The organism is Salinicola endophyticus (genome assembly GCF_040536835.1).
GTDB lineage: Bacteria > Pseudomonadota > Gammaproteobacteria > Pseudomonadales > Halomonadaceae > Salinicola > Salinicola endophyticus_A.
The window spans coordinates 2,712,991-2,735,126 of the sequence record NZ_CP159578.1; the positions used below are offsets into that span (position 1 = coordinate 2,712,991).

Here is a 22,136-nt window from a genome sequence, read left to right on the forward strand (position 1 = left end):
CCGTCACTCGCCCGCTACTCATCCACCACTGGCACTCAAGGCGCCGGTTCGCGACTTCGCCCCGGCGCCCGTCCCACACCGCAGGAGATGCGCATGAACCAGCCCGTCGCCTTTCCCGACGCCGCCACCCTGAAGGCGTGGCGCCACGACTTCCACCGCCACCCCGAGATCGCCTTCGAGGAGCAGCGCACCCATGACCGGATCGTCTCTATCCTGCGCGAGCACGGCCTCGAGCCGGTCACCGGCCTGGGCGGCGGTACCGGCGTGGTGGTGACCATCGAAGGGCGCCGCGGCCCCGGCCCCAGCATCGGCCTGCGCGCCGACATCGATGCACTGCCGATCGAGGAGGCCAACGACCTCGACTATCGCTCGACGATCCCTGGACGCATGCACGCCTGCGGCCACGACGGTCACACCACCATGCTGCTGGGCGCTGCCTGCGCCCTGGCCCGTGACCCGGATTTCGCCGGCACGCTCCACTGCATCTTCCAGCCCGCCGAGGAGAATGAGGGTGGCGCCCGGGTGATGGTCGAGGAGGGGCTGTTCACACGCTTTCCCATGGACGCGGTCTACGGCCTGCACAACTGGCCCGGGCTGCCGGTGGGCGAAGCCGCGGTGCACGACACCGCGGTGATGGCCGCCTTCGACGTCTTCACGCTGACGCTCAAGGGGCGCGGCTGCCATGCCGCCATGCCCCACTTGGGCGATGACACCCTGCTCGCCGCCTGCCAGCTGGCGACCCAGCTGCAGGGCGTGATCAGTCGCGAGACCCCGGCCCATCAGTCCGCGGTGCTCAGCATCACCCAGTTCCATGCCGGCGACGCCTTCAACGTGGTCCCCGGCACGGTGGAGCTGCGCGGCACCGTGCGCTGTTTCGACGCCGCCCTCAAGGCGCGCCTGGAACAGCGCCTGCGTGACGCCGTGGCGGCCTGCGCGGCTTTCCACGGCCTCACCGCCGAGCTCGACTACCAGGCGCGCTATCCGGCCACGCTCAACGCCCCCGAGCACGCCGCCCGCTGCGCAGCAGTGCTCGAAGGTCTGCCACAGATCACCCGGGTCCACCGCGATCTACCGCCGAGCATGGGCTCGGAGGATTTCGCCTTCATGCTCGCCGAGCGCCCCGGCGCCTATATCTGGCTCGGCAACGGCGACAGCGCCGCACTGCACAACCCGGCCTACGACTTCAACGACGCCCTGGCGCCGCTCGGCGTGGCCTACTGGCAAGCCCTGGCCCGCGCACTGCTCGCGGCCTGAACCCGACCCGCGCAACCCCCCGAGCGCCCTACGGCGGCGTCTGAACCGGTGGGTCTGTGTCATCGCGACAGAGGTTATCGATATGAAAATCACCGTGATCGGCCTCGGCCAGATGGGCGGCAACATGGCCTTGACCCTGCACAAGGCCGGCTTCGACGTCACCGGCAGCGATCTGTTCGACACCGCGCGTGAGCGCCTGGCGGGCCTGGGGCTGGCGGTGGCCGCCCCCAGAGAGCTGCCCGCCAGCGATGTCTATCTACTCTCGCTACCGACCTCGGCCCAGGTACGCGAGGTGATCGAGCAGGCCCCCGGCCTGCTCGCCACGGCGCCCCGCGGCAGCGTCATCGTCGACACCTCCACCAGCGACCCGGTGGTCAGCCGTGAGCTCGCCGCCAAAGTGCTCGAGGCCGGCCTCGAGTGGCTCGACGCCCCGGTCAGCGGTGGCCCCAAGGGGGCGGCCAGCGGCCGGCTCGGCATGCTGCTGGGCGGCGAGCCGGCAACGGTGGCGCGCCTGGAACCGATGCTCGCGGCGATGTCGGCCAAGCGCACCCATGTGGGCGGCCCGGGCAGCGGCCATGTGGTCAAGCTGGCCAACAACTATCTCTGTGCCAGCAACCTGCTCGCCACCGCCGAGGCGGTGACGCTGGCCGCCAAGGCCGGGGTCGACCCGGCGGCCTGTCTGGCCGGCCTCAACAGCGGCTCCGGACGCAGTGCGGTGAGCGAGGTCAACTTCCCCGAGTGGATTCTCTCCGGGCGCTTCGACTCCGGCTTCACCAGCGGCCTGATGCGTAAGGATCTGCGTCTGGCCCGGGATGCTGCTGCCGGTCTGGGACTCGATCTCGGCCTACTCGAACGGGTGGTCGCCGGCTGGCATGCCGACCCCGACCGGCCCGCCGACAGCGACGACTTCAACCATATCGCCTCGCCCCTGCTGGCGCAGGCGGGACTCGACTTCACCACCCTGGACCCGCGCGAGGAGCCTGCCCGATGAATGCCCTGGAGACCCAAGCCCGTGATCGCCTGGCCGATCTGCTGATGCGCTTCGGCCTGTCGCTGGAGCACGGCGACACCCCCTGCAGCAACTGGATCGACGGCGAACTGGTCAGCGGCGAGGGGACATCCATCGCGCTGATCCACCCCGCCACCGGCGGTGCGCTGATCGACTACCGCGACGCCGACGCGGCACTGGTGGACCATGCCGTCTCCGCTGCGACCCGGGCCCAGAGCGAGTGGATGGCGCTCACCGCCAGCGAGCGCGGCCGCCGCATGCTGACCGCGGTACGCCGCCTGGAGGGCCACGAGGAGACGCTGGCCCAGCTCGAGAGCGTGGTCGCCGGCAAGCCGATCCGCGACTGCCGCGGCGAGGTGGGCAAGGTGCGCGAGATGTTCGAGTACTACGCCGGCTGGTGCGACAAGCAGCATGGCGAGGTGATTCCGGTACCCACCAGCCATCTCAACTACGTGCGCCATGTCCCGTTCGGCGTGGTGGGCCAGATCACCCCGTGGAACGCGCCGATGTTCACCTGCGCCTGGCAGCTGGCGCCGGCGCTCGCGGCGGGCAACGGGGTGGTGCTCAAGCCCTCGGAGCTGACTCCGTTCTCGTCGGTGGTGATCGCCCGCCTGCTCGAGTCCGGCGGCCTGCCGCGGGGGCTGATCAATATCGTCAACGGTCTCGGGCCCACGACCGGCGCGGCGCTCACCGGACACGACGGTATCAGCAAACTGGTGTTCGTCGGCTCGCCCGCGAGCGGCCGGGTGATCGCCGAGGCCGGCGCCCGGCGTCTGGTACCCAGCGTGCTCGAACTGGGTGGCAAGTCAGCCAATATCGTGTTCGCCGATGCCAGGCTCGACGACGCCGTGGCCGGCGCCCAGGCGGCGATCTTCGCGGCGGCCGGACAGAGCTGCGTGGCCGGTTCGCGGCTGCTGATCCAGCGCGAGATCTATGACGAGGTGGTCGAGCGGGTGGCTCGCGCCGCCAGCCAGATCACGGTCGGCCTGCCTGAGGACGAGGCCACGCGTATGGGGCCGCTGCAGAACGCGCGCCAGTTCGAGCATGTCAGCGCCATGCTCGAACGCGCCCGCGCCGCCGGTGCTCGGGTGGTCACCGGCGGCACGCGACCGGCCGGGCTGCCCGCCGGTGCCGACGGCTACTACCTGGCACCAACTCTGCTCGCCGACGTCACCCCCGAGATGGAGATCGCCTGCGAAGAGGTGTTCGGCCCGGTGCTGGTGGCCCTGCCCTTCGACGACGAGGCCGACGCCATTCGCCTGGCCAACGCCACCCGCTTCGGCCTGGCCGGCGCGGTCTGGACCCAGGACCCGGCCCGCGCGCATCGCGTCGCCGCGCAGCTGCGCGCCGGCACGGTGTGGATCAACAGCTACAAGGCGATCAACGTGATGTCGCCGTTCGGTGGCTTCCGCGACAGCGGCTTCGGCCGCTCCAGCGGACTCGACGGCCTGCGCGAATACAGCGTGCCCCAGAGCGTCTGGGTCGAGACCGCCAGCGAGGCCAGCGTCGCCATGGGCTACGGCGACGGCAAGGCATGAGCTCCGCGCGCCGGGGATATCGCCTCCGGCGCGCCACAAGACTGGACTAGCGCCTTTGGCGTTTCCACGGCAGGATAGCTCGACACCCCGAGCTACCGCTGGAGCCCCGTGATGCGCGACGCACTTCGCTACCTCAACAACGCCTCGGTGGGCCTCACCAGCCCCGGGGTGTCGGCCCGGCTGCGTGACTGGCTGGCGGCGGAGGCGGCCGCCTGGCCACAGCAGCGGGTCGAGAGCGCGGACTGGGACCTGCAGGCGACGCGTGAACGTGCCGCCGCGCTGATCGGGGCACCGGCGACGCAGCTGGCGCTGGCCGAGAGTACCTCGTTGGCGATGGCACGCGCGCTCGCCACGCTATCGCTGCGCGGCAAGCGAGTGCTCGTCGCGCCGGGGGCCTGGGCCTCGGATATCGTCATGCTCAAGCGTTTCGGCGGCGAACCGCCGCGGGCGCTCGAGCTGCTCGCCACGCAGGCCGACGGCAGCCTCGACCTGGCGGCGATCGGCGCCCAGCTCGGCGAAGACGTGGCCGCGATCCTCGTCCCACTGGTGACCAGTATCGAGGGCCGGCGCTATGACGTGGAGGGCCTGGGCGCGCTAGCGCGACCGGCCCACTGCCCGCTGATCGTGGATGCCGCCCAGGGCTTGGGGCAGACTCCGATCGATGTGCGCCGGCTCGGCTGCGACGTGCTGGTGGCGACCACGCGCAAGTGGCTGCGCGGCCCGCGTGGCATGGCGCTGGCCTACTTCAGCCCGGCGGCGCTGGCTTCGATGCGACCCAACCCGCTGGCCGAGATGGCTGGCTTGCGTCTCGATGCCGCCAGCCAGCGCTTTCTCGATCAGCCGCAAGCGCGCCGCTTCGATGCCTCCGATGTCTCGATCCTCAATCAGTTGAGCCTGACCGCCGCGATCGATGAGCTGACGGCGATCGGCATGAATCCCCTGCGCGAGCACGTGCTGGGGCTCGCCGGGCTGGCCTACGAGCTGGCCCGCACCCAGGGCCTGACACCGCTGCTGGCGACGCCCGAGAGCGGCATCGCCACCCTGCACCTGCCCGAGGCGCAGCCGCTGGCGGTGGCCCAGCGCCTGAGCGCCGCCGGTATTGCTGCCAAGGTGTGCAACATTGCCGCCGAGCCGCTCAACGTGCGTCTGCCGACGACCGGCGCCCTGGTTCGGCTGGCGCCGCACTGGCACAACGACGCCGACGATATTCGCGCCGCCCTGACAGCGCTGGCGGGTGACCGACCAGACACCGCGACCGCCACCGCGCAGCCGGTATCGCTGCCGTGAACGGCCTATACCGGGTCAAAGCCGAGTATACTCGCACCATCATCGCCTCCTCTTGCCGCCACCCTGCCCAGTACAGGAGTTCGCCATGAGTTTCGGCATCGATCACCCGCTCGTCGCCGTCGGCGACCTCGACCATGCTGCGGCGGCGGCGCGCAAACTCGGCTTCAACGTCAACGCGCGCCACCAACACCCCTGGGGTACCGACAACCACCTGCTGTTCTTCAGCAACAACTTCATCGAGCTGATCGGTATCGGCCGGCCCGAGTGCCTGGATTATCAGGACGACAACGGCTTCCAGTTCGGGCGCCTGATCGAAGCGCGGCTGGCCAGCGTCGGCGATGGCATCGCCATGCTCGCCCTCGACAGCGACAGCATCCAGCGCGACCACGCGCTGGTCGCCTCGCGCGGCTTCGCCGAGGCGCGCCCGATCATCTTCCGCCGCCAGGCGCACCTGCCGAGCGGACACGACACCGAGGTGAGTGTCGCGCTGGATATCCTGCACGACGTCGAACGGCCGTTCCTGACCCAGTTCCTGTGCCAGCAACTGCGTCCGGAACTATTCCGCATCGACCCGACGCTGGAGAGCCACCCCAACGGCGCCACCTCGATCACCGATGTCTGGTATGTCAGCGACGACCCCACCCACGACATCGGCCACTTCGCGCGCATTCACGGCTGCGAGGCGATTCGCGGCGACGCGCGCCACTACGTCATCCATACCCACAAGGGCGACTGCCATCTGCTCGACCCGGCCGCCCTCGCGACCACCTTTCCGCTGCTGGGCGAGATCGATCCCCAGCCCCCCCGGGCCGTGGCGTTGACTCTGACCTGCCGTGATCTTGCCGCAACACTGACCCGGTGGGATGCGTCCGGCGTCGAATATCACGCTCAGGACGCCAGCCAGGCAGATATCGCGCCCCAGGCGCTGGGCACGCTACTGCGTTTTGTCCAGCAGTGAGGGGGGCCCGCTAGCGCGCGGCGTCGTGGCGAAAGGCATGCATCCAGGCGCTCAGGTGGCGCAGCAGCTTGAGGCTCGCCAGCGGCTGACGCCGCCCGACCCGGGTGATCATGTGCGCCTGGGAGTGCTGGAACGGCGCACAGGCGACCCGCCGCGCGACCACGCTCTGGCTGCCGAGCTCATCCGCCACCGCGAAGCTGGGCAGCAGGGTGACCGCCATGCCGGCCACCACCGCGCGCCGCAGTACCGCCATGGAGTTGGTCTCCATCGCCACCCGCGGGCGCAGCCGGGCCTGCTGGAAAGCTTCGTCGACCAGCCGCCGCACACCGTGTCCGACTTTCCATAGTGCCATCGGCGCCTCGCTCAGCGTCTCCAGCGACAGCGGCTCGGGGTGCGTGGCCAGCGCGTGATCGCGGGGACAGATCGCCAGCAGCGGTTGGCCGCTGGAGACCCAGAAGCGAATTTGGGGGTGGACCCGTTCGTGAAACATCAGCCCAATATGCGCGCGGTCCTCGACGACCGACTCGATGATCTCGTCGGTCCCGGCCTGCTGAATATCCAGACGCACGCCGCGGTAGCGCTCGGCGAAGGCCTTGAGCGGGGCCGCGATCAGATCGTCGATGAAGCCCTCCCCCACGACCAACGAGATGGTGCCGGTCTCCAGGCGCTGATGGGCCTCCAGGCTGGCGATGAACTGCTCGTCCAGGGCACCGCGCTGGCGGCAGTAGTCGAGCACCATGTCGCCCACCGCGGTGGGGCGGATGCCGCGCGGCGTGCGCTCGAGCAGCGGCGCTTCGAAGGCGGTTTCGAGCAGCGCGATCTGGCGGCTCACCGCCGAGGGCGCGATATCGAGCCGCGCGGCGGCCTTGCGCAGCGAGCCGGACTCGACCGTGACGCGAAAATAGACCAGCCGCTGATGGGGAATGTCCATGGCGTATCATGGGCGCCGGGGCGCCGTTCATCTCGTCTGGCGGGCGTGCCGAGGTCAGTGTTGCTTCGATTAGGACACCTGCCGGCACCGCTCGTCAACGCGCAAGGTGCCCGGTCGGGCATATCTCGCTTTTCGGGTAGAGTGCTGGCATGGTGAAGGTTGCCGATGTCAGGTCTATCGGGCCAGGCGCGGCGCCGTCATCATTCGTACCGTTTACCGTCATCCCCGTTTTCCGCATGGAGCCACGCATCCGATGTTCATCGCCATGAACCGTTTCCGCGTCAACCCCCAGCGCACCGAGGAGTTCGAGACCCTATGGCTCGAACGTGAAACGCACCTGCAGGGGCTGCCGGGATTCGTCGAATTCCATATGCTGCGCGGCCCGGCTGAGGAGGATCATGTCCTCTACGCCTCTCACACCATCTGGCGCTCGCGGGCCGACTTCGAGGCGTGGACCCACTCGGAAGCGTTCCGAGCCGCCCACGCCAATTCCGGCCAGAGCCGCCGCGAGGGCCTCTATCTGGGGCCGCCCAAGTTCGAGGGCTTCGAGGTGATCCAGACCGTCGGCGCCGACTGACACCAGCGGCCAGCGTGATGCCTATGTCATCGACACCTGCGCGCCAAAGTCTCGCCCAGGCCCTCAGGCCCCGTGCCTGGGTGATGGCCCTGTTGATGCTGCTGGGTGTGATCGCCCCCACCACCCCACTGCTCGCCGCCGAGCCGCCAGCGGCCCAGCGCGCGCTCGACAAGGCCGAGCAGCTGGAGCAGCGGGTAGTCGAGAACACGCGCGCCAGCCCGGCGCCACCGGCGCTGCGGGTAACGCCCGAGGGCGCACGTGCGCTCGATCCGCGCGGCCAGGCCCCACTGGACGACGCGCTGACCTGTCTGGCACGATCGATCTACTGGGAGGCCAAGGGTGCGGGCGTCGTGGAGATGGAGGCAGTGGCCAACGTGGTGATGAACCGGCTGGGCAATCCGGCCTTCCCGCCGACCCTGTGCGGCGTGGTACAGCAGGGCTCGGAGACCGGCAGCTGCCAGTTCTCGTGGTGGTGCGATGGTCGCCCCGACGAGGCGCGTGAGCCGCTGGAGTACGCGGCGGCACGCGAGATCGCACGCCGCGCGCTCAACGGCACACTCAAGGATCGCACCCACGGCGCGGTGTTCTTCCACCAGCGCAGCATCACGCCATCCTGGGCCTCGCACATGGTCAAGACGGTGCAGACCCGCGAGTTCGATTTCTATCGTCTCCCCGGTTGATCCCGGCGAGCCCCGCGAGGAGCAGCGCGCATGCCCGAGGTAGGGACGGAACTGAGCAGCGACACTCTGTGGCCGAGCCTGGTCGAATCCGCGCGCAGCGCCGCCAAGCGCCATCCACTACTGACACCGCTCTACCGCCGCTGCCTGCTCGAGGTCGATGATCTCGCCGGTGCCCTGGTCGAGATCATCAGCGAAGACCTGGCCACCGCCGAAGTGGCTTTCGCCGAGTGCCATACCGCGGTGGCGGCGTGCCTCGCCGCCCACCCCGAGATCGCCGCGGCCGCGGCGCGCGACCTGCTGGTGCTGCTGCGCGAGGACGCCGCGATTCCCGAGCCCTTCACCCCGCTACTGTTCTTCCCCGGCTACCGTGCGCTGCAGTGCCATCGCGTCGCCCATGCCTGGTGGCGGGCGGGCCTCACCGATCTCGCCAGCTTCGCCCAGTATCGCGCCGCACACGCCTTCGCTGCCGATATCCATCCGGCGGCGCAGCTGGGCGCGGGGCTGTTCATCGACCACGGGGCGGGCATCGTGATCGGCGAGACCGCGGTGGTCGAGGACGACGTTACCCTGTTCCACGGCGTCACCCTGGGCGGCACCGGCAAACTCAGCGGAGACCGCCACCCCAAGATTCGCCGCGGTGCCTTCCTCGGCGCCGGCTGCTGCGTGCTCGGTAACATCGAGGTGGGTGAGCGGGCTCGCATTGGCGCAGGTGCCGTGGTCACCCGCCCGGTGGCTGCCGACAGCACGGTGCTGGGGCCGCGTGCCGCGCCGCGCTGATTCGGTGCCGCCGGCGTCCGCCGATCCGACCTGGGCTTTCCGCCCGTGCACGCCGGCACTACGCGAGGATCTGGCCTGCCTCAGCGCGCCCTGGCTGCGCGATATCGCGTGGCTGCTGCACGCCCCTGACATGGCACGCCTGAACGTACCCGGCCGCCCCAGCCTGACCGAGCTCGGCCTGGCGGACGATGCCGCTCGGCGGCGCTGGCTAGCGGCGCTGGCGCCACGGCGAGAGGCTTTCCTACAGCATCTCGATCAGCGCCGCTCGCAGCGCCTGGGGTTCTACCACGAAGCGCTGTGGCAGTGGATCCTCGGCGAAGCCCCCAACAGCGTGCTGCTCGGCCACAACCTGCCCGTGCGCGACGGCAAGCGGATCGCCGGCGAGCTCGATCTGCTCTATCGCTATCGCGGCGTCGAACCGGCGACGATCGAACACGCCGAACTGGCAATCAAGTTCTTTCTCGGGCTGGCGCAGGGGCCCGGGGATCGCCACGACGCCGCCCGCTGGATCGGCATCGGCAGCTTCGACTCGCTGGCGATCAAGTGCCATCGGCTGGTGCAGCACCAGCTACCTGCCGCCCGCGGCGAGCCCGGCTTGGCCGTGCGCGAGGCAATGGTGCCGAGCGCCGCGCTGCACCAGCGCATCGTCATGCCGGGGTTCCTCTACCACCCCTGGGACCAGCGTCTGGCCCTGCCCGACCTGGCCAATCCGCAGGTCTACCAGGGCCTGTGGTGCCATCACCGGGCATGGCCGGCGCTGTGTAAGATGCTACCGCCGGCGAGCCGGGGTCAGGTACTGCTGAAGCCGCACTGGCTGGCACCGCCGCGTGGCCTCGGCCTCACCCTGGCCGAGCTGGATCAGCGACTGCGGCATCACTTCGCCACCACCCCGTCGCCGCTGCACCTGCGCCTGACGCTGCCGGACGGCCGCGGCTGCCGCCTGTTCGTGGTCATGGATGGCTGGCCGCCGGCGCTGCCGTTGCCGCCCCACGACGTGCCCAGCGCGCATTGAGCCACAGCGTGACGAGCAGGATCGCCGCCCCCGCACTCAGGCGCAGTAGATCGGCATCGCGGTTCCAGATCACCAGATTGACCACTAGCCCGGCAGGAATCAACGCGTTGTTCATGATCGCCAGGGTGCCGGCATCGACCCGACAAGCGCCCTTGTTCCAGAGGAAATAGCCGAGCCCGGAAGCGACGACCCCGAGCCAACCGAGCACGCCCCACTGCAGCCCGGTGGTGGGCAGCTTGTGGACGTCGCCGAGCAGCAGGAACGCCGGCAGCGCCACGCACAGCGCGCCGAGGTAGAACCAGCCGAAGAGATGGCGATGGGCGACGCCGGCAGGCAACCCCCGGGCCAGATGACGATAGCCGACCTGCCCCAGCGCGAAACAGACATTGGCACCCTGCACGACCAGAAAGCCCAGCCAGTAACCGGCGTTGACGCCGTCGTAGCGAATCACCGCCGCCCCGGCCACGGCCAGCGCCGCCATCAGCAGGTAGCGCGGCGAGAAGCGTCTCGCCAGCAGGTCGTCGATCAGGGTGATATAGAGTGGGGTGAAGATGGTGAAGAGCAGCACCTCGGGCACGCTCAGCAGCAGGAAGGCGTGATAGAAGAACAGGTACATCACGCCGAGCTGTAGCGCACCGACACTCATCAACCCCAGACAGCTGGCGCGGGGAATCGCCCGTGGGCGCAGCAGGGGCAGGAAGATCAGCGTCGCCAGCACGATCCGGGTGGCCACGGCGAAGTAGCTATCCACTTGCCCCGACAGGTAGACACCGATCAGACTGAACGAGAAGGCCCACAGTAGCGTGACGCCGACGAGATACGACATTTAAGGTCAACCTTTTCATGACAGACGAGTTGACAGCCATTATACGGCTGCACACCCTGCTGCCCCAAGTCACACGTTTTGCATTCACCGCCGAGGCCGGCTCCGGCTCGCGCACCGGCTGGTCCGGGCACGGCCAGGGCAGCGTACGCGCGGAGGTGGAGGGAGATACGGTACGCTTTCACGAAAGCGGCCACTTCACCCTGGCCGGGCAGCAGCCGGTGACCATGCGCAATCTCTACTGCTGGCGCCTCAAACCCGAGCGCGTGGCGCTCGCCCATGAACGCCGCGGCCGCGATGCGGCGGTGGCGCTGTTCGACCTGGTCGCCACCGACGCCGACACTCTGGTGAGCGAGCACCACCACCAGTGTGCCGCCGATGCCTACAGCGCACGCCTGCACCTGCTGCCCGAAGGCTTCGATCTCGCCTGGCGAATCCAGGGCCCGCGCAAGGATGAGACACTGCACTATCGCTACCGCCTGGCTTGACCGGCCTGCCTCATGCCCACGCGGATCTGGTGACGGGCTCACGCCGCGCTCGCAAAGACCGCAAAAACGCCAGAGGGCCGGTCGAAACCGGCCCTCTGCGCTCTTTCATGCGTTCTTGCTGTCGTTTCTCATCGCGACTCAGCGCGTGGCGATGATCCAGACCGCATGGATGATGCCCGGGATATAGCCCAGCAGCGTCAACACGATGTTGATCCAGAACTGCAAGCCCAGACCCACCTGCAGGAATACCCCTACCGGGGGCAGGATGATGGCGAAGATGATACGGATGATATCCATGTAGCCTCCTTTGCTGTGGCCACGTTCGCCCTCTTCAGCGCCAACGCCCACATTGATATAACACTCCCTTGCGGCGCCTCTTCATCACCGCCATCGTCACCGCAGCCGACCGACACGCGACGGCGCCTAGACACTCGCGTGGCCGACACCTGGGCGTCGATCCGCTCGGCTGCTCACCAGCATAGCTGGCCTTGCGCAATCCTGCTGTCTAGCGTCGTTGATGTGACACGGCTCCGTCGTCTTCGGCGGTCTCGCCAGTGTTCGACTCGATCTCTTCAGCCCCGCCGTCACGCGGCCGGTGCTTGCCCTTTATCTCGGCGGCGCCACTCGCCAGCGCCTCGTGGTAGCGCTCCCAATCCTCCCAATCGTGCGGCGTGCCGCTACGCGGGCCGTGTTCGGCGGCTTCCCGCGCACGGGCCCAGGCCTTCTCCTCGAGCGACTGCGGCTTGTCCTCCTCCTTGTCCAGCGCAATACCCTGCTTGGCCAGATAGTCGCGCGCATTCATGACACTCTCCTGCCCTTACGGGCGTTGTCCAACCTGATACTGCCTGTCGACGCTCTTCCCGCCACGACGGACGTCCAGCGTGCTCGAACCCACATCGTGCTGGCGCGTCTATCGTGCTCGATGTACCAGTATAGATGGCGCCACCCCGGAGAGAGTTCAAGCGTGCCCTCGCTCGAGCGTCGCAACGCAGGAGTATCAACGAAGGACTATTGATGAACGCGAAACCCGGAATGAGACCATCGACGGGGCGAGATCGAAGCGGCGACTGAAAAACATGCCCAAAGCTCCGGCTTATATGCCGAATGGTCCGCTAATGCTGGGCCTTCCGACGTGACGCCTTTGCAAAGCGGCTACAGTGTCATCAGCCGTAGCACACTAGCTACCGGCCCCATCTCCCTCAGCACAAAAGGAATTTGGCATGAGAACATCACTCGCGACCGTCGCCTTCGCCGCCATCATGACTCTGGGTTACGCCGGTACTGCGCTCGCCGATAGCGCCGCACTCAAAGATGCACAGCAGGCCAATCAGGAGCCGCTGGCACCGGGCTCCGGCGTCACCGCCAGCGGTGAGCAGGACGCCTCGTCCTTCTCCGGCGGCAGTGCTGCCACCAACCAGTCGCTCGACGCGATGGAATCGGAGACCGACAGCACGACCGACATCGAAGACTCGAAGTCGCTCGACGAGATCAACGCCGAAGGCCACAGTGTCGAAGCTGGCGACGCCATCAAGAGCCAGTGACGCTCACCGTTCGGCGGTGACTAAAAGGGGCCCCAGGGGCCCCTTTTTCGTGGGCCGCCATCAGCCAACTGGCAAACCGGAACAGCGCCCAACTCAGCAGCACAGGGCCACTTTCAGCAGGTCGTCGACATCGGGGCGCTATGGCGCAGCACGACATGGCCGCTTTACCGCGGGCGACACCGCCCATATACTGTATATAAATACACGTACTCAAGTGAGAGACGTCATGATTCTCGCTTTTCCTTCGCCCTATGAGCGGCTATCGCGTCGAGTCTCGCGCGCCATTCAGGCAACCGTCCAGCATCGGCGCCAGCAGCTGGTGATCGTGCGCCAGCCAGGCGAAACGCAGGACGATTGGTCTCGGCTGATGACACGCTTGGCGCGCGAGGCGGCCATGAGCGTCATCTCGATCACCGCCGACGACGTGCTGCTGAGCTGGCGCGCTCAAGCCACGGAGAGTGCCTGAGCACGAGTCGCTCGTCATGCGCCGGCGGACGACACTTCACGACCTGGCACGACAAGGCCCGAGCCAGACGCTGTCTCGGTCAGATGATGCGCGAATCATATGCAAAACGCTGCCATGGGCAATGCAATACCGACCCGGGCGTAGAGCCAGCGTAGACACCTAGCCAGAGAGCGATGAGTAAGGGCGGGGTATGGCAGAAGATCAGGCGTGTAGGCACGTTTTGGAGCGCGGTGCTGGAGCGGGTGAAGGGAATCGAACCCTCGTCTTAAGCTTGGGAAGCTTCTGCTCTACCATTGAGCTACACCCGCAAGGCTTTCGATAATAATTCCAATTACTTAGGTTTGGCAAGCGTAGCGCAAAAGAAAGCACAGGGATGGCCGGCAGCGGCATGGCAAACGCGCCTGCGGCCGCGCATCGGCCTCGGAGGTCCACCTGTTAGCCGCGCACGTCAAGAACGAGCGTGCTCGCAACTGATCGCGGTCGTGACCGACCGGCATCGAATAGCGGCATCGAATAAGAGAAAGCCCGAGCGCGCTGCGATAGCGCTCGGGCTTTCAATCAGCATGCGCCTATCCTGCTGAAAGACTGCGGCTCATCCGCCTCCCTGGCATCGTCATCCGTGATCGATTCCCAGCTGCATCCCTGCTCGCAGAGAATAACGTCGACTTCTAATACTGTCTAATCTAATTGCGTGAAATATCTATAAATTAGATAAGATTTAGATGTTTATATTATTGCTACCACTACCATCAAGGGCAAAAAAGGCCCGATCCTGAGATCGGGCCGACTAGCGCTGACTCCCTTCCTTGCCTACCGGAGGCCTCCTGCCCCCGCATCCCTGGCGAAGCCTCCCTGCCCGGCTCCCGGAGATCCTTCCTGATCTCGCCTTCACCATCTTGCGCGTATCTGCGAGCTGCTGAACTCAACCCAGGTTAAACAGGCTTCTGCTAAAACGTAGTATTTTGTTAATCGAGATTCGCGTCATTCACACTTCCGCGCCCAGCCCGACCAGGAGGGACACAAGGAGAAGACTTCGACATGAGTTGGCGAAAATCAGGCATAAAAAATCCCCGGCCAGAAGACCGGGGACCAAGGATCTACAACGAGCGGTCATATTATCAATTCGCGAATGACGGATACAGGTCGATATCGCCCAATTTTGCGTAGGATATCTCTTACAAATCAAGGCAGTCCCAGCAATACCGGCAGTACTCGGCATCCGATCTGGCGCCACCGGCGTCATAGACTGACGCCACTTGCGCGCTGACAGCCCCCCCGGTGAGGCTCCCAGGAAGGCCTTCGACGGCGACATGAGTCGCTGGTGTCAACGGGGCAGGGCTCGACCAAGCAGCGGACGCCGAGTACCAGACCCACCGCTAGCGCTGGTGGCATCAGAATCGGCGACCGAAAAGCAACGTGGGTAAGGAAGAATCGTAGGTAAAAAAAGACCCGGCCCGAAGGCCGGGTAAGTACGCAGGGGATGTCCCCACGCCATTATCGACTTTCGTGGCGAAAACAAGCGGCTGAATTCACTACCGAAAGAGGTCTAGATCATCGCCTGACACGACTTCAGCATGCGCCACGGCGCCAAATGCATCGAGCTAGCGGCTGTCGCCGCCCAGCAGCGCCTTGATCTGCGCCCGCAGCCAGCGGCGGAGACGGTCTTCGTGGGTGCGCTGATGCCAGGTCTGGATCACTGCCACATCATCCAGCGCCAATGGGCAGGGGTGCACCACCAGCCCTGGGATGTGCGCCTCGGCGTGCCGCGCCACGCTCTCCAGGCAGGTCAGCAACAGATCGCTGCCGACCACCGACAGCGGCGGTGCGAGAAAGCTCGACAGCCCCGCCACTACCCGTCGCGAGCGCCCCATCTCGCGCAGACGCCGATCGACGAGCCCATCCAGATCGCCGGTCAGCGTGGTGACCAAGTGCTCACATGCCAGGTAGCTATCGAGATCCAGCGTCTCCCCGAGACGCGGGTTGTCGGCCGCCGCCAGCACTACGAACCCCTCGGCATGAACCCGCTGCTGATAGTAGCTGGCAGGCAGATCCGCGTAGAAGCCCGCGATGGCGATATCGCACTCGCCGCTCTCCAGCTCGGCCCGCGGCAGGCGCCCACGGGTATTATGGGTCACCAGCTGCAGGCGCGGTGCCTCGCGCCGGATCAATGGCAACAGGCGTGGCAGCAGCTGCTGCTCCATATAGTCGGTGGTGTAGAGATGCACGCGGTCGTCCCGGGCGAGAAAGTCACTGCCCTCACAGAAGTCGAAGAAGCTCTCCAGCCCGGCCACCAACTGCTGGACCCGCGGCGCGAGTTCATGCGCCCGTGGCGTCGGCGTCAGTCCTCTAGGCGCCCGCACGAACAGCGCGTCGCCGAAGTCGTGGCGCAGCCGTGCCAGCTTGTGGCTGAGCGCCGGCTGGCTGAGACCCAGTCGCATCGCGGCCGCAGAGACGCTGCGCTCGGTGTAGAGCACGTGGAACGTGAGCAGCAGGTTGAGGTCCTTGCCCGCAATATTCATATATCGAATGCCTGATATCCAAAAACGTCATTTCTCGAATATTACGCCAGCGCCTACCTTGGTACCCAGTAGCCGCCACGCACTCGGTGGCGCCAGACTAGAATGGATCGAGAGACCCTTCAGCCATCCGCAAGGAGCCCTTCATGTCCCCGCGTATTCTCATCGTTCTGACCTCCCACGACCGCCTCGGCGACACGGGTGAAAAGACCGGCTTCTGGCTCGAGGAGCTGGCCGCGCCCTACTACGCCTTCAAGGATGCCGGGGCCGAACTCACCCTCGCCTCGCCCAAGGGTGGTCAGCCGCCGCTCGACCCCAAGAGCGACGCCGAGGAGAGTCAGACCGAGGCGACCCGTCGCTTCCAGCAGGACGATGCTGCCAAGGCGCAGCTCGCCCATACGCAGCGTCTGTCCGAGGTGAGCGCCGACGACTTCGACGCTGTCTTCTATCCCGGTGGCCATGGCCCGCTTTGGGACCTGGTCGATGACGCCGACTCGATCCGCCTGATCGAAGCCTTCTGGGCCCAGCAGAAACCGGTGGCGGCGGTGTGCCACGCCCCCATCGTGCTGATTCACGCCAAGGATGCCGAGGGCCAGCCGCTGGTCAAGGGTCGCGAGGTGACCGGCTTCACCAATGGCGAGGAGGCCGCCGTCGGGTTGACAGAGATCGTGCCGCAACTGGTCGAAGAGGCGCTGATCGCCAGCGGCGGACGCTACTCCAAGGCCGACGACTTCGCGCCCTATACCCGCCAGGATGGGCGCCTGATCACCGGTCAGAACCCACCCTCCTCGGCGCCCGTCGCCCAGTGCCTGCTCGACGCCCTGCTCGGCTGAGACAAGCGCCACCCGGGCTCTCCCCGGACATCCCCACATCCCGTGCAACACCCGCAGACCGGCCTCGCGCCGGTCTTTTCATGCGTGGACGAGAACTCTTGGATGTCAGCCGCCGAGCAACTCACGCCCTGCGATGTCGTCTCCACAAGGCTCGGCCAATGACGCTTCGATGAATCTTGAATGCGCCACAGATTCCCAGGAGAAATCCACAGCATGAAAAACATGAATTTTATTCATTGATAGATTTTTCTTAAGCTCGGCCGGGAGCTCGCCATTACCGCTCGCTCTCCTCCTCACTGCCTTCCACCAACGGAGACGCCGATGCCGCGACACACCTCTGCCTGGAAAATCAACCTGTGGGTCACGGGGTCGGGGTCTTTCATCAATATCGTCGCCATGACGATCATGCTGCCCTTTCTGCCCCATTATCTCTCCAGCCTCGGGGAGCATTCGCCGGGAGAGACCTGGATCTGGTCCAGCCTGGTGTACGCGGCGACCTTTATCAGCGCCGCACTGTTCGCACCGCTCTGGGGGCACCTGTCCGACCGCTACGGCTGCAAGATCAATCTGGTCCGCGCCAGCGTCGGTATGCTGATCTGCATGACCCTGATGGGGGCGGCGACCAGCGCCTGGCAGATGCTCGTGCTGCGACTGCTGGCCGGCGTGGCCGGCGGCTACACCTCGGGGGCGACCATCCTCATGGCGAAAGAAGCGCCCGAGGCGCGGGCAGGACAGGCTCAGGGCGTACTATTTGCGTGCATCCTGGGCGGCAGTCTGGCTGGCCCCATGCTGGGCGGATTTCTCTCCGCCCACGTCGGCATGCGTGAGGTGTTCTTCCTCTCCGGCGGCATGATCCTGTTCAATGTCGTCGCGACCTGCCTGCTGGTCAGGGAAAGGCACGAGCGGCGGGAGTCACACGCCGAGCCGACGCGCGTCGCGGCGCCTGTCGATTCGAGGGTCTGGACACTGCTGATCGCGACCACGGGTCTGCTGGTGGCCAACCTGTCGATCGACCCCATCATCTACAGCATCGTCGGCAGCATGGACCATCAACCGCTCGCGACAGCCTCGGCAGCCGGCATCGTGCTGTCAGTCACCGCGCTGGGCAGCCTGCTCTCAGCGCTGGCGCTGGGCCGTCTGGCCGACCGCTATGGCGCCATGCGTATCGCCGCCTGCGGTTTTGCCGCTGGGGCCGTGCTGATCGTACCCCAAGCCTTCGTGACGAGTGTCTATCTGCTGATGGGGCTGCGCTTTGCGATGGGCCTGGCGCTGGGCGGTGTGCTGCCCTGCCTGAAGTCGGCGCTCAAACATGCCTACAGCGATGGCCGAAGTCTCGGACGGATCATGGGCCTATCGACGTCCTTCCAATACGTGGGGCAGGTCCTGGGGCCCCTGATGGGGAGCATCGTGGCCGCCAGCTGGGGAGCCAGTTATACCTTTCATGTCACGGCCGCAGTGGCCCTGGCCTGTGCGCTGCTGATGACGCTCGGCCTGCGCCACTCGAGCGTCCCTGATCCGTCGTGACGAGGGGGGACGGCGCCAAATGCCAGACATAAAAAAACCGGCTATTGAAGCCGGTTCTTTTCAATTCGTGGCGGAGAGGGAGGGATTAACGGCTCGCTTCGCGAGGCCGTTTGTCGGCGCTCGAACACCAACACCGCGAGCGCCTCGGTGCGAACCAGAGGGTTCTCATCGCCTCCCTCTCATGGCGCCAAATGCCAGACATAAAAAAACCGGCTATTAAAGCCGGTTCTTTTCAATTCGTGGCGGAGAGGGAGGGATTCGAACCCTCGAAGCCTTTCGACTTACACACTTTCCAGGCGTGCTCCTTCGACCACTCGGACACCTCTCCGCATTGTCATCCTGTCCGTTTCGGCGTTGCCGCTTCGTTCAGAACGGCGCACATCATATCCGCCTAACTCCGTGATCGCAAGCCATTTTTTTCCTCGTCTGGCTTTTTCCGCATCACTGCCAACGCTCGACGTACGCCTGCGGATCGCGCGCCGGCGGCTGAGGGTAGCGGCCTCCCGGCTGGCCGAGATAGAGATAGCCGATCAACTCTTCGTGCTCGCCCAGGCCGAGCCCACGCCATACGGTCTTGTCATGGGCATAGGTACCCGTGCGCCACATTGCCCCCAGCCCTTGCGCGAACGCCGCGTAGAGCATGGCATGCGCGGCGCAACCCGCAGAGATGATCTGCTCGACCGGCGGTACCTTGGGCAGGTCCGGCGTGATGCGCGCGATCACCGCGATGATCATCGGCGCCCGCTTGGGCTTCTTGCGCGCGGCATCGAGACTGCCATCGTCGATATGCGGATTGGCCTGATAATCGGCGCAGGCGAACAGTTCACCCAGGCGGTCGAGCCCTTCGCCGCTGATCTCGATGAAGCGGTACGGCGTCATTTCCTTGTGATCCGGCGCCCGCAGCGCGGCGCGGTAGAGGGCGTCGAGCTGCTCGGCAGTCGGCACCGGACCGGTCAGTTTGCCCATCGAACGACGCTGATGCAGTAGCGTCATGGCATCCATGTCTGACTCCTCTGAGACATCGGTGGTAAAACGCGGAGGGTCACTCGACTCTACGACAAAAGCGTCACTGCCGCAGCAGACGTGGCGGCAATGCCGGCACCCAGCCCGGCGTGGCCCGCCAGGGGTTGATATCGAGCCCGCCGCGGCGCACGTAACGCGCCATCACCAGCAGCCGCTCGGGGCGGCAGCGTGCCATCAGATCGACGAAGATGTGTTCGACACAGTGCTCGTGAAAATCCTGGTGCTGACGGTAGGAGATGATATAGCGCAGCAGCGACGCACGCTCGATCCGCGGCCCGCGGTACTGAACCAGTACGCTGCCCCAGTCGGGCTGACCGGTCACCGGGCAGTTGGACTTGAGCAGATGCGAGTGCAGCGTCTCTTCGACGATATCGCTCTCATCGCAGGCGAGCAGCGCCGGCGCCGGCGTATAGCGGTCGATCTCGACCTCGAGCTCGTCGAGCCCCTCGCCCGGCAGCGGCGCCGGCGCGAGTGCGGCGTCATCGACACCGAACAGCTCCACCGTGACCTCGCCACCCACCGCCGCGCTCAGATCGCGAACCAGTGTCTCGACCACCTGATCGCGACCACTGAAAGTGGTCTGATTGAAACTATTGAGATAGAGCTTCCACGACTTGGATTCGATCAGGCAGGGCGAATCCGCCGGCAGCCGGAAGCGCGCCACCGCAACCACCGGCTTGCCGCGCGGGTCGAGCCAGGAGAGCTCGAAAGCCCACCACTCGTCACCGCCGACGAAGGGCAGTGACGTGGCCTCGATCCCCAGCGGGGCCCGATTGGCGGCACGCTCGATGGGGAACAGCAAGGCGGCATCGTAGCGCTCGGGATAGGCGGATTCGCGACCCAGCGGCGCATCAGCGAGGGTCTCCGGGCGCGGTGTGCTCATGAGCGAATCCCCTTGCCGCGGTTGAGCATCCACAGTGCCAGGCACCAGAACACGACGATGAAGGCGGCGATGGCGATCAGCGCCCCGCTCACCGGAATGTCGGAGATGCCGAGAATGCCGTAGCGGAAGGCGTTAACCATGTAGAGGATCGGGTTGACCATGGTCACCTTCTGCCAGAACTCCGGCAGCAGGTCGATCGAGTAGAACACGCCCCCCAGGTAGGTCAGCGGTGTCAGCACGAAGATCGGAATGATCGAGATATCGTCGAACTTCTTGGCCAGCAGCGCATTGATGAAGCCACCGGTCGAAAACAGCAAGGCGGTCATGACCACCACCATCAGGGTCAGGAGCGGATGCTGCAGATCGAGATGGGTAAAGAACAGCGAGACCAGCGTCACGATCAACCCGACGCCGAGCCCACGCGCCGCGCCACCGATCACGAAGCCGCCCAGAATGACCCAGTTGGGCATCGGGGAGACCATCATCTCCTCGACACTGCGCTGGAACTTGTTGGAGAAGAACGACGAAGCCACGTTGGAGTAGCTATTGGTGATCACCGACATCATGATCAGGCCCGGCACGATGTAGGACATGTAAGAGATGCCGTGCATCTCACCCACGCGTGAACCGATCAGGTTGCCGAAGATGATGAAGTACATGGTCATGGTGATGGAGGGTGGCACCAGGGTCTGGGGCCAGATCCGCACGAAGCGGCGCACCTCTTTCACCACCATGGTCCAGAGCGAAATCAGCAGTTGCCGGGTATTCAAGATGCCGTCTCCTTGGCCGGTGTCGAGGTGGCGCTGTCGATGCCGCTGACCGCATCCGGCGGCGACGTCATCGAGACGAACAGCTCTTCCAGTCGATTGGCACGGTTACGCATGGACAGCACGCGCACGCCCTGACGGGTCAATTGCTGGAAGGCATCGTTGAGATCGGTGCCTTTGCGCACGGAGAGTGCCAACTGGTGCGAGTCGACCCGCTCGAGTTCGAAGCCTTCGAGCTGGGGCGCCGCCTCCAGCGGCTCGGCAAGATCGAGTAGAAAGGTCTCGGTGTCCAGCTCGGTCAGCAGGCCGCGCATCGAGGTGTTCTTGATGATCTCGCCCCGGTTGATGATGGCGATATTACGACACAAGCTCTCGGCTTCCTCGAGATAGTGCGTGGTCAGGATGATCGAGGTGCCCTCCTCCTCGTTGATCCGGCGCATGTACTCCCACATGCTACGGCGCAGCTCGATATCGACCCCGGCGGTGGGCTCGTCGAGAATCAGCAGGCGCGGGCGATGAATCAAGGCACGCGCGATCATCAACCGGCGTTTCATGCCGCCGGAGAGCATGCGTGCGGCACCGTTGCGCTTGTCCCACAGGCCGAGGTCCTTGAGCAGACGCTCACAGCGCGGCCTGGCCTCCTTCATCGGCATGCCGTAGTAGCCCGCCTGGGTGAGGATGATGTCCTCGACCTTCTCGAACTGGCTGAAGTTGAACTCCTGCGGCACCACGCCGAGGTTGTATTTCGCCTTGGCGAAGTCATGGTCGATGTCGATACCGAAGATCTTCACCTGGCCCGCGCTCTTCTGCACCAGTGAGCAGACGATGCCCAGCGTGGTGGACTTGCCCGCGCCATTGGGGCCGAGCAGCGCGAAGAAGTCGCCCTGCTCGACATCGAGATCGATGCCTTTGAGGGCTTCGAATCCATTACCGTAGACTTTGGTCAGCCCGCGGATGGACAGTGCCGGTTCTGCCATCAGGGATTCCTGTCGAATACATAGAAGAAGAAGTGCCGCCACATATGGGGCCGATCGATGGAAAATCAATCTTTAGCAGACGAATAGACTCTATGGTCATAACTGTCGCCACTATCGTCGGCGTCACGACGCCACCGTGTCAGCGTAGTCGGGAAGCCACTCGGCGGCAGCGAGGGCGGGATCGTGCTGTGCGATACGTGTCAGGAATGCGCAGCCGACGCGACAACATCGGGCCCAGGAAAATGGCGACAGACGCCTACGTCTCGTCACAT

Annotated in this window: 23 protein-coding genes and 2 tRNA genes; 14 read left to right on the forward strand and 11 right to left on the reverse strand. The window is 65.8% G+C overall.

Annotation, left to right across the window (positions count from 1 at the left end):
• Positions 1–93: 93 nt before the first annotated feature.
• The 5 genes from ABV408_RS12145 to ABV408_RS12165 all read left to right on the forward strand — a co-directional run bounded on the left by ABV408_RS12145 (position 94) and on the right by ABV408_RS12165 (position 6,046).
• Positions 94–1,254, forward strand: a complete 1,161-nt coding sequence (locus ABV408_RS12145) for a M20 aminoacylase family protein (protein WP_353979213.1) — start codon at positions 94–96, stop codon at positions 1,252–1,254.
• Positions 1,255–1,336: 82 nt separating this feature from the next.
• On the forward strand, positions 1,337–2,245 hold the full coding sequence (locus ABV408_RS12150) for an NAD(P)-dependent oxidoreductase (protein ID WP_353979214.1): 909 nt from the start codon (positions 1,337–1,339) through the stop codon (positions 2,243–2,245).
• Positions 2,242–3,801 (forward strand): aldehyde dehydrogenase family protein, encoded by a 1,560-nt coding sequence (locus tag ABV408_RS12155; RefSeq protein ID WP_353979215.1) that lies wholly within the window; start codon positions 2,242–2,244, stop codon positions 3,799–3,801. The genes ABV408_RS12150 and ABV408_RS12155 overlap by 4 nt, the downstream gene beginning before the upstream one ends.
• 111 nt (positions 3,802–3,912) lie before the next feature.
• Positions 3,913–5,088 carry an aminotransferase class V-fold PLP-dependent enzyme gene (locus tag ABV408_RS12160; protein WP_353979216.1) on the forward strand — a complete coding sequence of 392 codons (1,176 nt, stop codon included), beginning with the start codon at positions 3,913–3,915 and terminating at the stop codon, positions 5,086–5,088.
• A gap of 85 nt (positions 5,089–5,173) precedes the next feature.
• Positions 5,174–6,046, forward strand: a complete 873-nt coding sequence (locus ABV408_RS12165) for a VOC family protein (protein WP_353979217.1) — start codon at positions 5,174–5,176, stop codon at positions 6,044–6,046.
• 10 nt (positions 6,047–6,056) lie between these two features.
• Here ABV408_RS12165 and ABV408_RS12170 read toward each other — a convergent pair whose 3' ends face one another.
• Complete coding sequence (locus tag ABV408_RS12170) at positions 6,057–6,977, reverse strand: LysR family transcriptional regulator (RefSeq protein ID WP_353979218.1); 921 nt, start codon at positions 6,975–6,977, stop codon at positions 6,057–6,059.
• A gap of 253 nt (positions 6,978–7,230) precedes the next feature.
• Here ABV408_RS12170 and ABV408_RS12175 point away from each other — a divergent pair, with 253 nt between their 5' ends.
• From ABV408_RS12175 to ABV408_RS12190, 4 genes are read left to right on the forward strand one after another with little or no spacing between them, the layout of a single operon-like run.
• Complete coding sequence (locus ABV408_RS12175) at positions 7,231–7,554, forward strand: antibiotic biosynthesis monooxygenase (protein ID WP_353979219.1); 324 nt, start codon at positions 7,231–7,233, stop codon at positions 7,552–7,554.
• A 23-nt stretch (positions 7,555–7,577) separates the two neighbouring features.
• Entirely contained in the window at positions 7,578–8,234 is a 657-nt protein-coding gene (locus ABV408_RS12180) for a cell wall hydrolase (RefSeq protein ID WP_353979220.1), read from the forward strand.
• Between the two features lie 30 nt (positions 8,235–8,264).
• A complete protein-coding gene (epsC, locus tag ABV408_RS12185; protein ID WP_353979221.1) occupies positions 8,265–9,011 on the forward strand; it encodes a serine O-acetyltransferase EpsC in 747 nt (248 codons plus the stop codon).
• Positions 8,995–10,023, forward strand: coding sequence for a DUF1853 family protein (locus ABV408_RS12190; RefSeq protein ID WP_353979222.1), 1,029 nt, complete (start codon positions 8,995–8,997; stop codon positions 10,021–10,023). Before epsC ends, ABV408_RS12190 begins: the two co-directional genes overlap by 17 nt.
• Here the strand turns inward: ABV408_RS12190 and ABV408_RS12195 are convergent.
• Positions 9,962–10,849, reverse strand: a complete 888-nt coding sequence (locus ABV408_RS12195) for an EamA family transporter (protein ID WP_353979223.1) — start codon at positions 10,847–10,849, stop codon at positions 9,962–9,964. The two genes, ABV408_RS12190 and ABV408_RS12195, sit on opposite strands and share 62 nt — an antisense overlap.
• Before the next feature lie 29 nt (positions 10,850–10,878).
• On the opposite strand from ABV408_RS12195, the gene ABV408_RS12200 reads away from it, so the two are divergent.
• Positions 10,879–11,334 carry a DUF6314 family protein gene (locus tag ABV408_RS12200; RefSeq protein WP_353979224.1) on the forward strand — a complete coding sequence of 152 codons (456 nt, stop codon included), beginning with the start codon at positions 10,879–10,881 and terminating at the stop codon, positions 11,332–11,334.
• Positions 11,335–11,472: 138 nt separating this feature from the next.
• On the opposite strand, the gene ABV408_RS12205 is transcribed toward ABV408_RS12200, so the two are convergent.
• Both ABV408_RS12205 and ABV408_RS12210 read right to left on the reverse strand, forming a co-directional pair.
• A complete protein-coding gene (locus tag ABV408_RS12205; RefSeq protein WP_035471155.1) occupies positions 11,473–11,631 on the reverse strand; it encodes a YqaE/Pmp3 family membrane protein in 159 nt (52 codons plus the stop codon).
• A gap of 208 nt (positions 11,632–11,839) precedes the next feature.
• Positions 11,840–12,136 (reverse strand): hypothetical protein, encoded by a 297-nt coding sequence (locus ABV408_RS12210; RefSeq protein ID WP_353979225.1) that lies wholly within the window; start codon positions 12,134–12,136, stop codon positions 11,840–11,842.
• 418 nt (positions 12,137–12,554) lie between these two features.
• Here ABV408_RS12210 and ABV408_RS12215 point away from each other — a divergent pair, with 418 nt between their 5' ends.
• On the forward strand, positions 12,555–12,875 hold the full coding sequence (locus ABV408_RS12215) for a hypothetical protein (RefSeq protein ID WP_353979226.1): 321 nt from the start codon (positions 12,555–12,557) through the stop codon (positions 12,873–12,875).
• Positions 12,876–13,101: 226 nt separating this feature from the next.
• Positions 13,102–13,341: a DUF1654 domain-containing protein gene (locus ABV408_RS12220; protein WP_353979227.1), complete on the forward strand. Its 240-nt coding sequence runs from the start codon at positions 13,102–13,104 to the stop codon at positions 13,339–13,341.
• Between the two features lie 234 nt (positions 13,342–13,575).
• Here the strand turns inward: ABV408_RS12220 and ABV408_RS12225 are convergent.
• Together ABV408_RS12225 and ABV408_RS12230 are read right to left on the reverse strand one after the other, a co-directional pair.
• Positions 13,576–13,649, reverse strand: a tRNA-Gly gene (locus ABV408_RS12225).
• A 1,293-nt stretch (positions 13,650–14,942) separates the two neighbouring features.
• Positions 14,943–15,860 carry a LysR family transcriptional regulator gene (locus ABV408_RS12230; RefSeq protein ID WP_353979228.1) on the reverse strand — a complete coding sequence of 306 codons (918 nt, stop codon included), beginning with the start codon at positions 15,858–15,860 and terminating at the stop codon, positions 14,943–14,945.
• A 143-nt stretch (positions 15,861–16,003) separates the two neighbouring features.
• On the opposite strand from ABV408_RS12230, the gene ABV408_RS12235 reads away from it, so the two are divergent.
• Both ABV408_RS12235 and ABV408_RS12240 read left to right on the forward strand, forming a co-directional pair.
• Entirely contained in the window at positions 16,004–16,690 is a 687-nt protein-coding gene (locus tag ABV408_RS12235; protein WP_353979229.1) for a type 1 glutamine amidotransferase domain-containing protein, read from the forward strand.
• 321 nt (positions 16,691–17,011) lie between these two features.
• Positions 17,012–18,214, forward strand: coding sequence for an MFS transporter (locus ABV408_RS12240; RefSeq protein ID WP_353979230.1), 1,203 nt, complete (start codon positions 17,012–17,014; stop codon positions 18,212–18,214).
• A gap of 240 nt (positions 18,215–18,454) precedes the next feature.
• Here the strand turns inward: ABV408_RS12240 and ABV408_RS12245 are convergent.
• The 5 genes from ABV408_RS12245 to ABV408_RS12265 all read right to left on the reverse strand — a co-directional run bounded on the left by ABV408_RS12245 (position 18,455) and on the right by ABV408_RS12265 (position 21,864).
• A tRNA-Ser gene (locus ABV408_RS12245) sits at positions 18,455–18,542 on the reverse strand.
• Positions 18,543–18,655: 113 nt separating this feature from the next.
• Positions 18,656–19,216, reverse strand: coding sequence for a nitroreductase family protein (locus ABV408_RS12250; RefSeq protein WP_353979231.1), 561 nt, complete (start codon positions 19,214–19,216; stop codon positions 18,656–18,658).
• A 64-nt stretch (positions 19,217–19,280) separates the two neighbouring features.
• Positions 19,281–20,120 carry an NADPH-dependent 7-cyano-7-deazaguanine reductase QueF gene (gene queF, locus ABV408_RS12255; protein ID WP_353979232.1) on the reverse strand — a complete coding sequence of 280 codons (840 nt, stop codon included), beginning with the start codon at positions 20,118–20,120 and terminating at the stop codon, positions 19,281–19,283.
• Positions 20,117–20,890 carry an ABC transporter permease gene (locus ABV408_RS12260; RefSeq protein WP_353979233.1) on the reverse strand — a complete coding sequence of 258 codons (774 nt, stop codon included), beginning with the start codon at positions 20,888–20,890 and terminating at the stop codon, positions 20,117–20,119. Before ABV408_RS12260 ends, queF begins: the two co-directional genes overlap by 4 nt.
• Complete coding sequence (locus ABV408_RS12265) at positions 20,887–21,864, reverse strand: ABC transporter ATP-binding protein (protein WP_353979234.1); 978 nt, start codon at positions 21,862–21,864, stop codon at positions 20,887–20,889. Before ABV408_RS12265 ends, ABV408_RS12260 begins: the two co-directional genes overlap by 4 nt.
• Positions 21,865–22,136 lie beyond the last annotated feature (272 nt).

Coding starts and splice junctions, on each gene's coding strand:
- ABV408_RS12250 (WP_353979231.1), bottom strand. CDS start 19,216: ATGGATGCCATGACGCTACTGCATCAGCGTCGTTCGATGGGCAAACTG.
- ABV408_RS12210 (WP_353979225.1), bottom strand. CDS start 12,136: ATGAATGCGCGCGACTATCTGGCCAAGCAGGGTATTGCGCTGGACAAG.
- epsC (WP_353979221.1), top strand. CDS start 8,265: ATGCCCGAGGTAGGGACGGAACTGAGCAGCGACACTCTGTGGCCGAGC.
- ABV408_RS12145 (WP_353979213.1), top strand. CDS start 94: ATGAACCAGCCCGTCGCCTTTCCCGACGCCGCCACCCTGAAGGCGTGG.
- ABV408_RS12235 (WP_353979229.1), top strand. CDS start 16,004: ATGTCCCCGCGTATTCTCATCGTTCTGACCTCCCACGACCGCCTCGGC.
- ABV408_RS12265 (WP_353979234.1), bottom strand. CDS start 21,864: ATGGCAGAACCGGCACTGTCCATCCGCGGGCTGACCAAAGTCTACGGT.
- ABV408_RS12175 (WP_353979219.1), top strand. CDS start 7,231: ATGTTCATCGCCATGAACCGTTTCCGCGTCAACCCCCAGCGCACCGAG.
- ABV408_RS12240 (WP_353979230.1), top strand. CDS start 17,012: ATGCCGCGACACACCTCTGCCTGGAAAATCAACCTGTGGGTCACGGGG.
- ABV408_RS12195 (WP_353979223.1), bottom strand. CDS start 10,849: ATGTCGTATCTCGTCGGCGTCACGCTACTGTGGGCCTTCTCGTTCAGT.
- ABV408_RS12180 (WP_353979220.1), top strand. CDS start 7,578: ATGTCATCGACACCTGCGCGCCAAAGTCTCGCCCAGGCCCTCAGGCCC.
- ABV408_RS12160 (WP_353979216.1), top strand. CDS start 3,913: ATGCGCGACGCACTTCGCTACCTCAACAACGCCTCGGTGGGCCTCACC.
- ABV408_RS12215 (WP_353979226.1), top strand. CDS start 12,555: ATGAGAACATCACTCGCGACCGTCGCCTTCGCCGCCATCATGACTCTG.
- ABV408_RS12155 (WP_353979215.1), top strand. CDS start 2,242: ATGAATGCCCTGGAGACCCAAGCCCGTGATCGCCTGGCCGATCTGCTG.
- ABV408_RS12205 (WP_035471155.1), bottom strand. CDS start 11,631: ATGGATATCATCCGTATCATCTTCGCCATCATCCTGCCCCCGGTAGGG.
- queF (WP_353979232.1), bottom strand. CDS start 20,120: ATGAGCACACCGCGCCCGGAGACCCTCGCTGATGCGCCGCTGGGTCGC.
- ABV408_RS12165 (WP_353979217.1), top strand. CDS start 5,174: ATGAGTTTCGGCATCGATCACCCGCTCGTCGCCGTCGGCGACCTCGAC.
- ABV408_RS12220 (WP_353979227.1), top strand. CDS start 13,102: ATGATTCTCGCTTTTCCTTCGCCCTATGAGCGGCTATCGCGTCGAGTC.
- ABV408_RS12170 (WP_353979218.1), bottom strand. CDS start 6,977: ATGGACATTCCCCATCAGCGGCTGGTCTATTTTCGCGTCACGGTCGAG.
- ABV408_RS12230 (WP_353979228.1), bottom strand. CDS start 15,860: ATGAATATTGCGGGCAAGGACCTCAACCTGCTGCTCACGTTCCACGTG.
- ABV408_RS12150 (WP_353979214.1), top strand. CDS start 1,337: ATGAAAATCACCGTGATCGGCCTCGGCCAGATGGGCGGCAACATGGCC.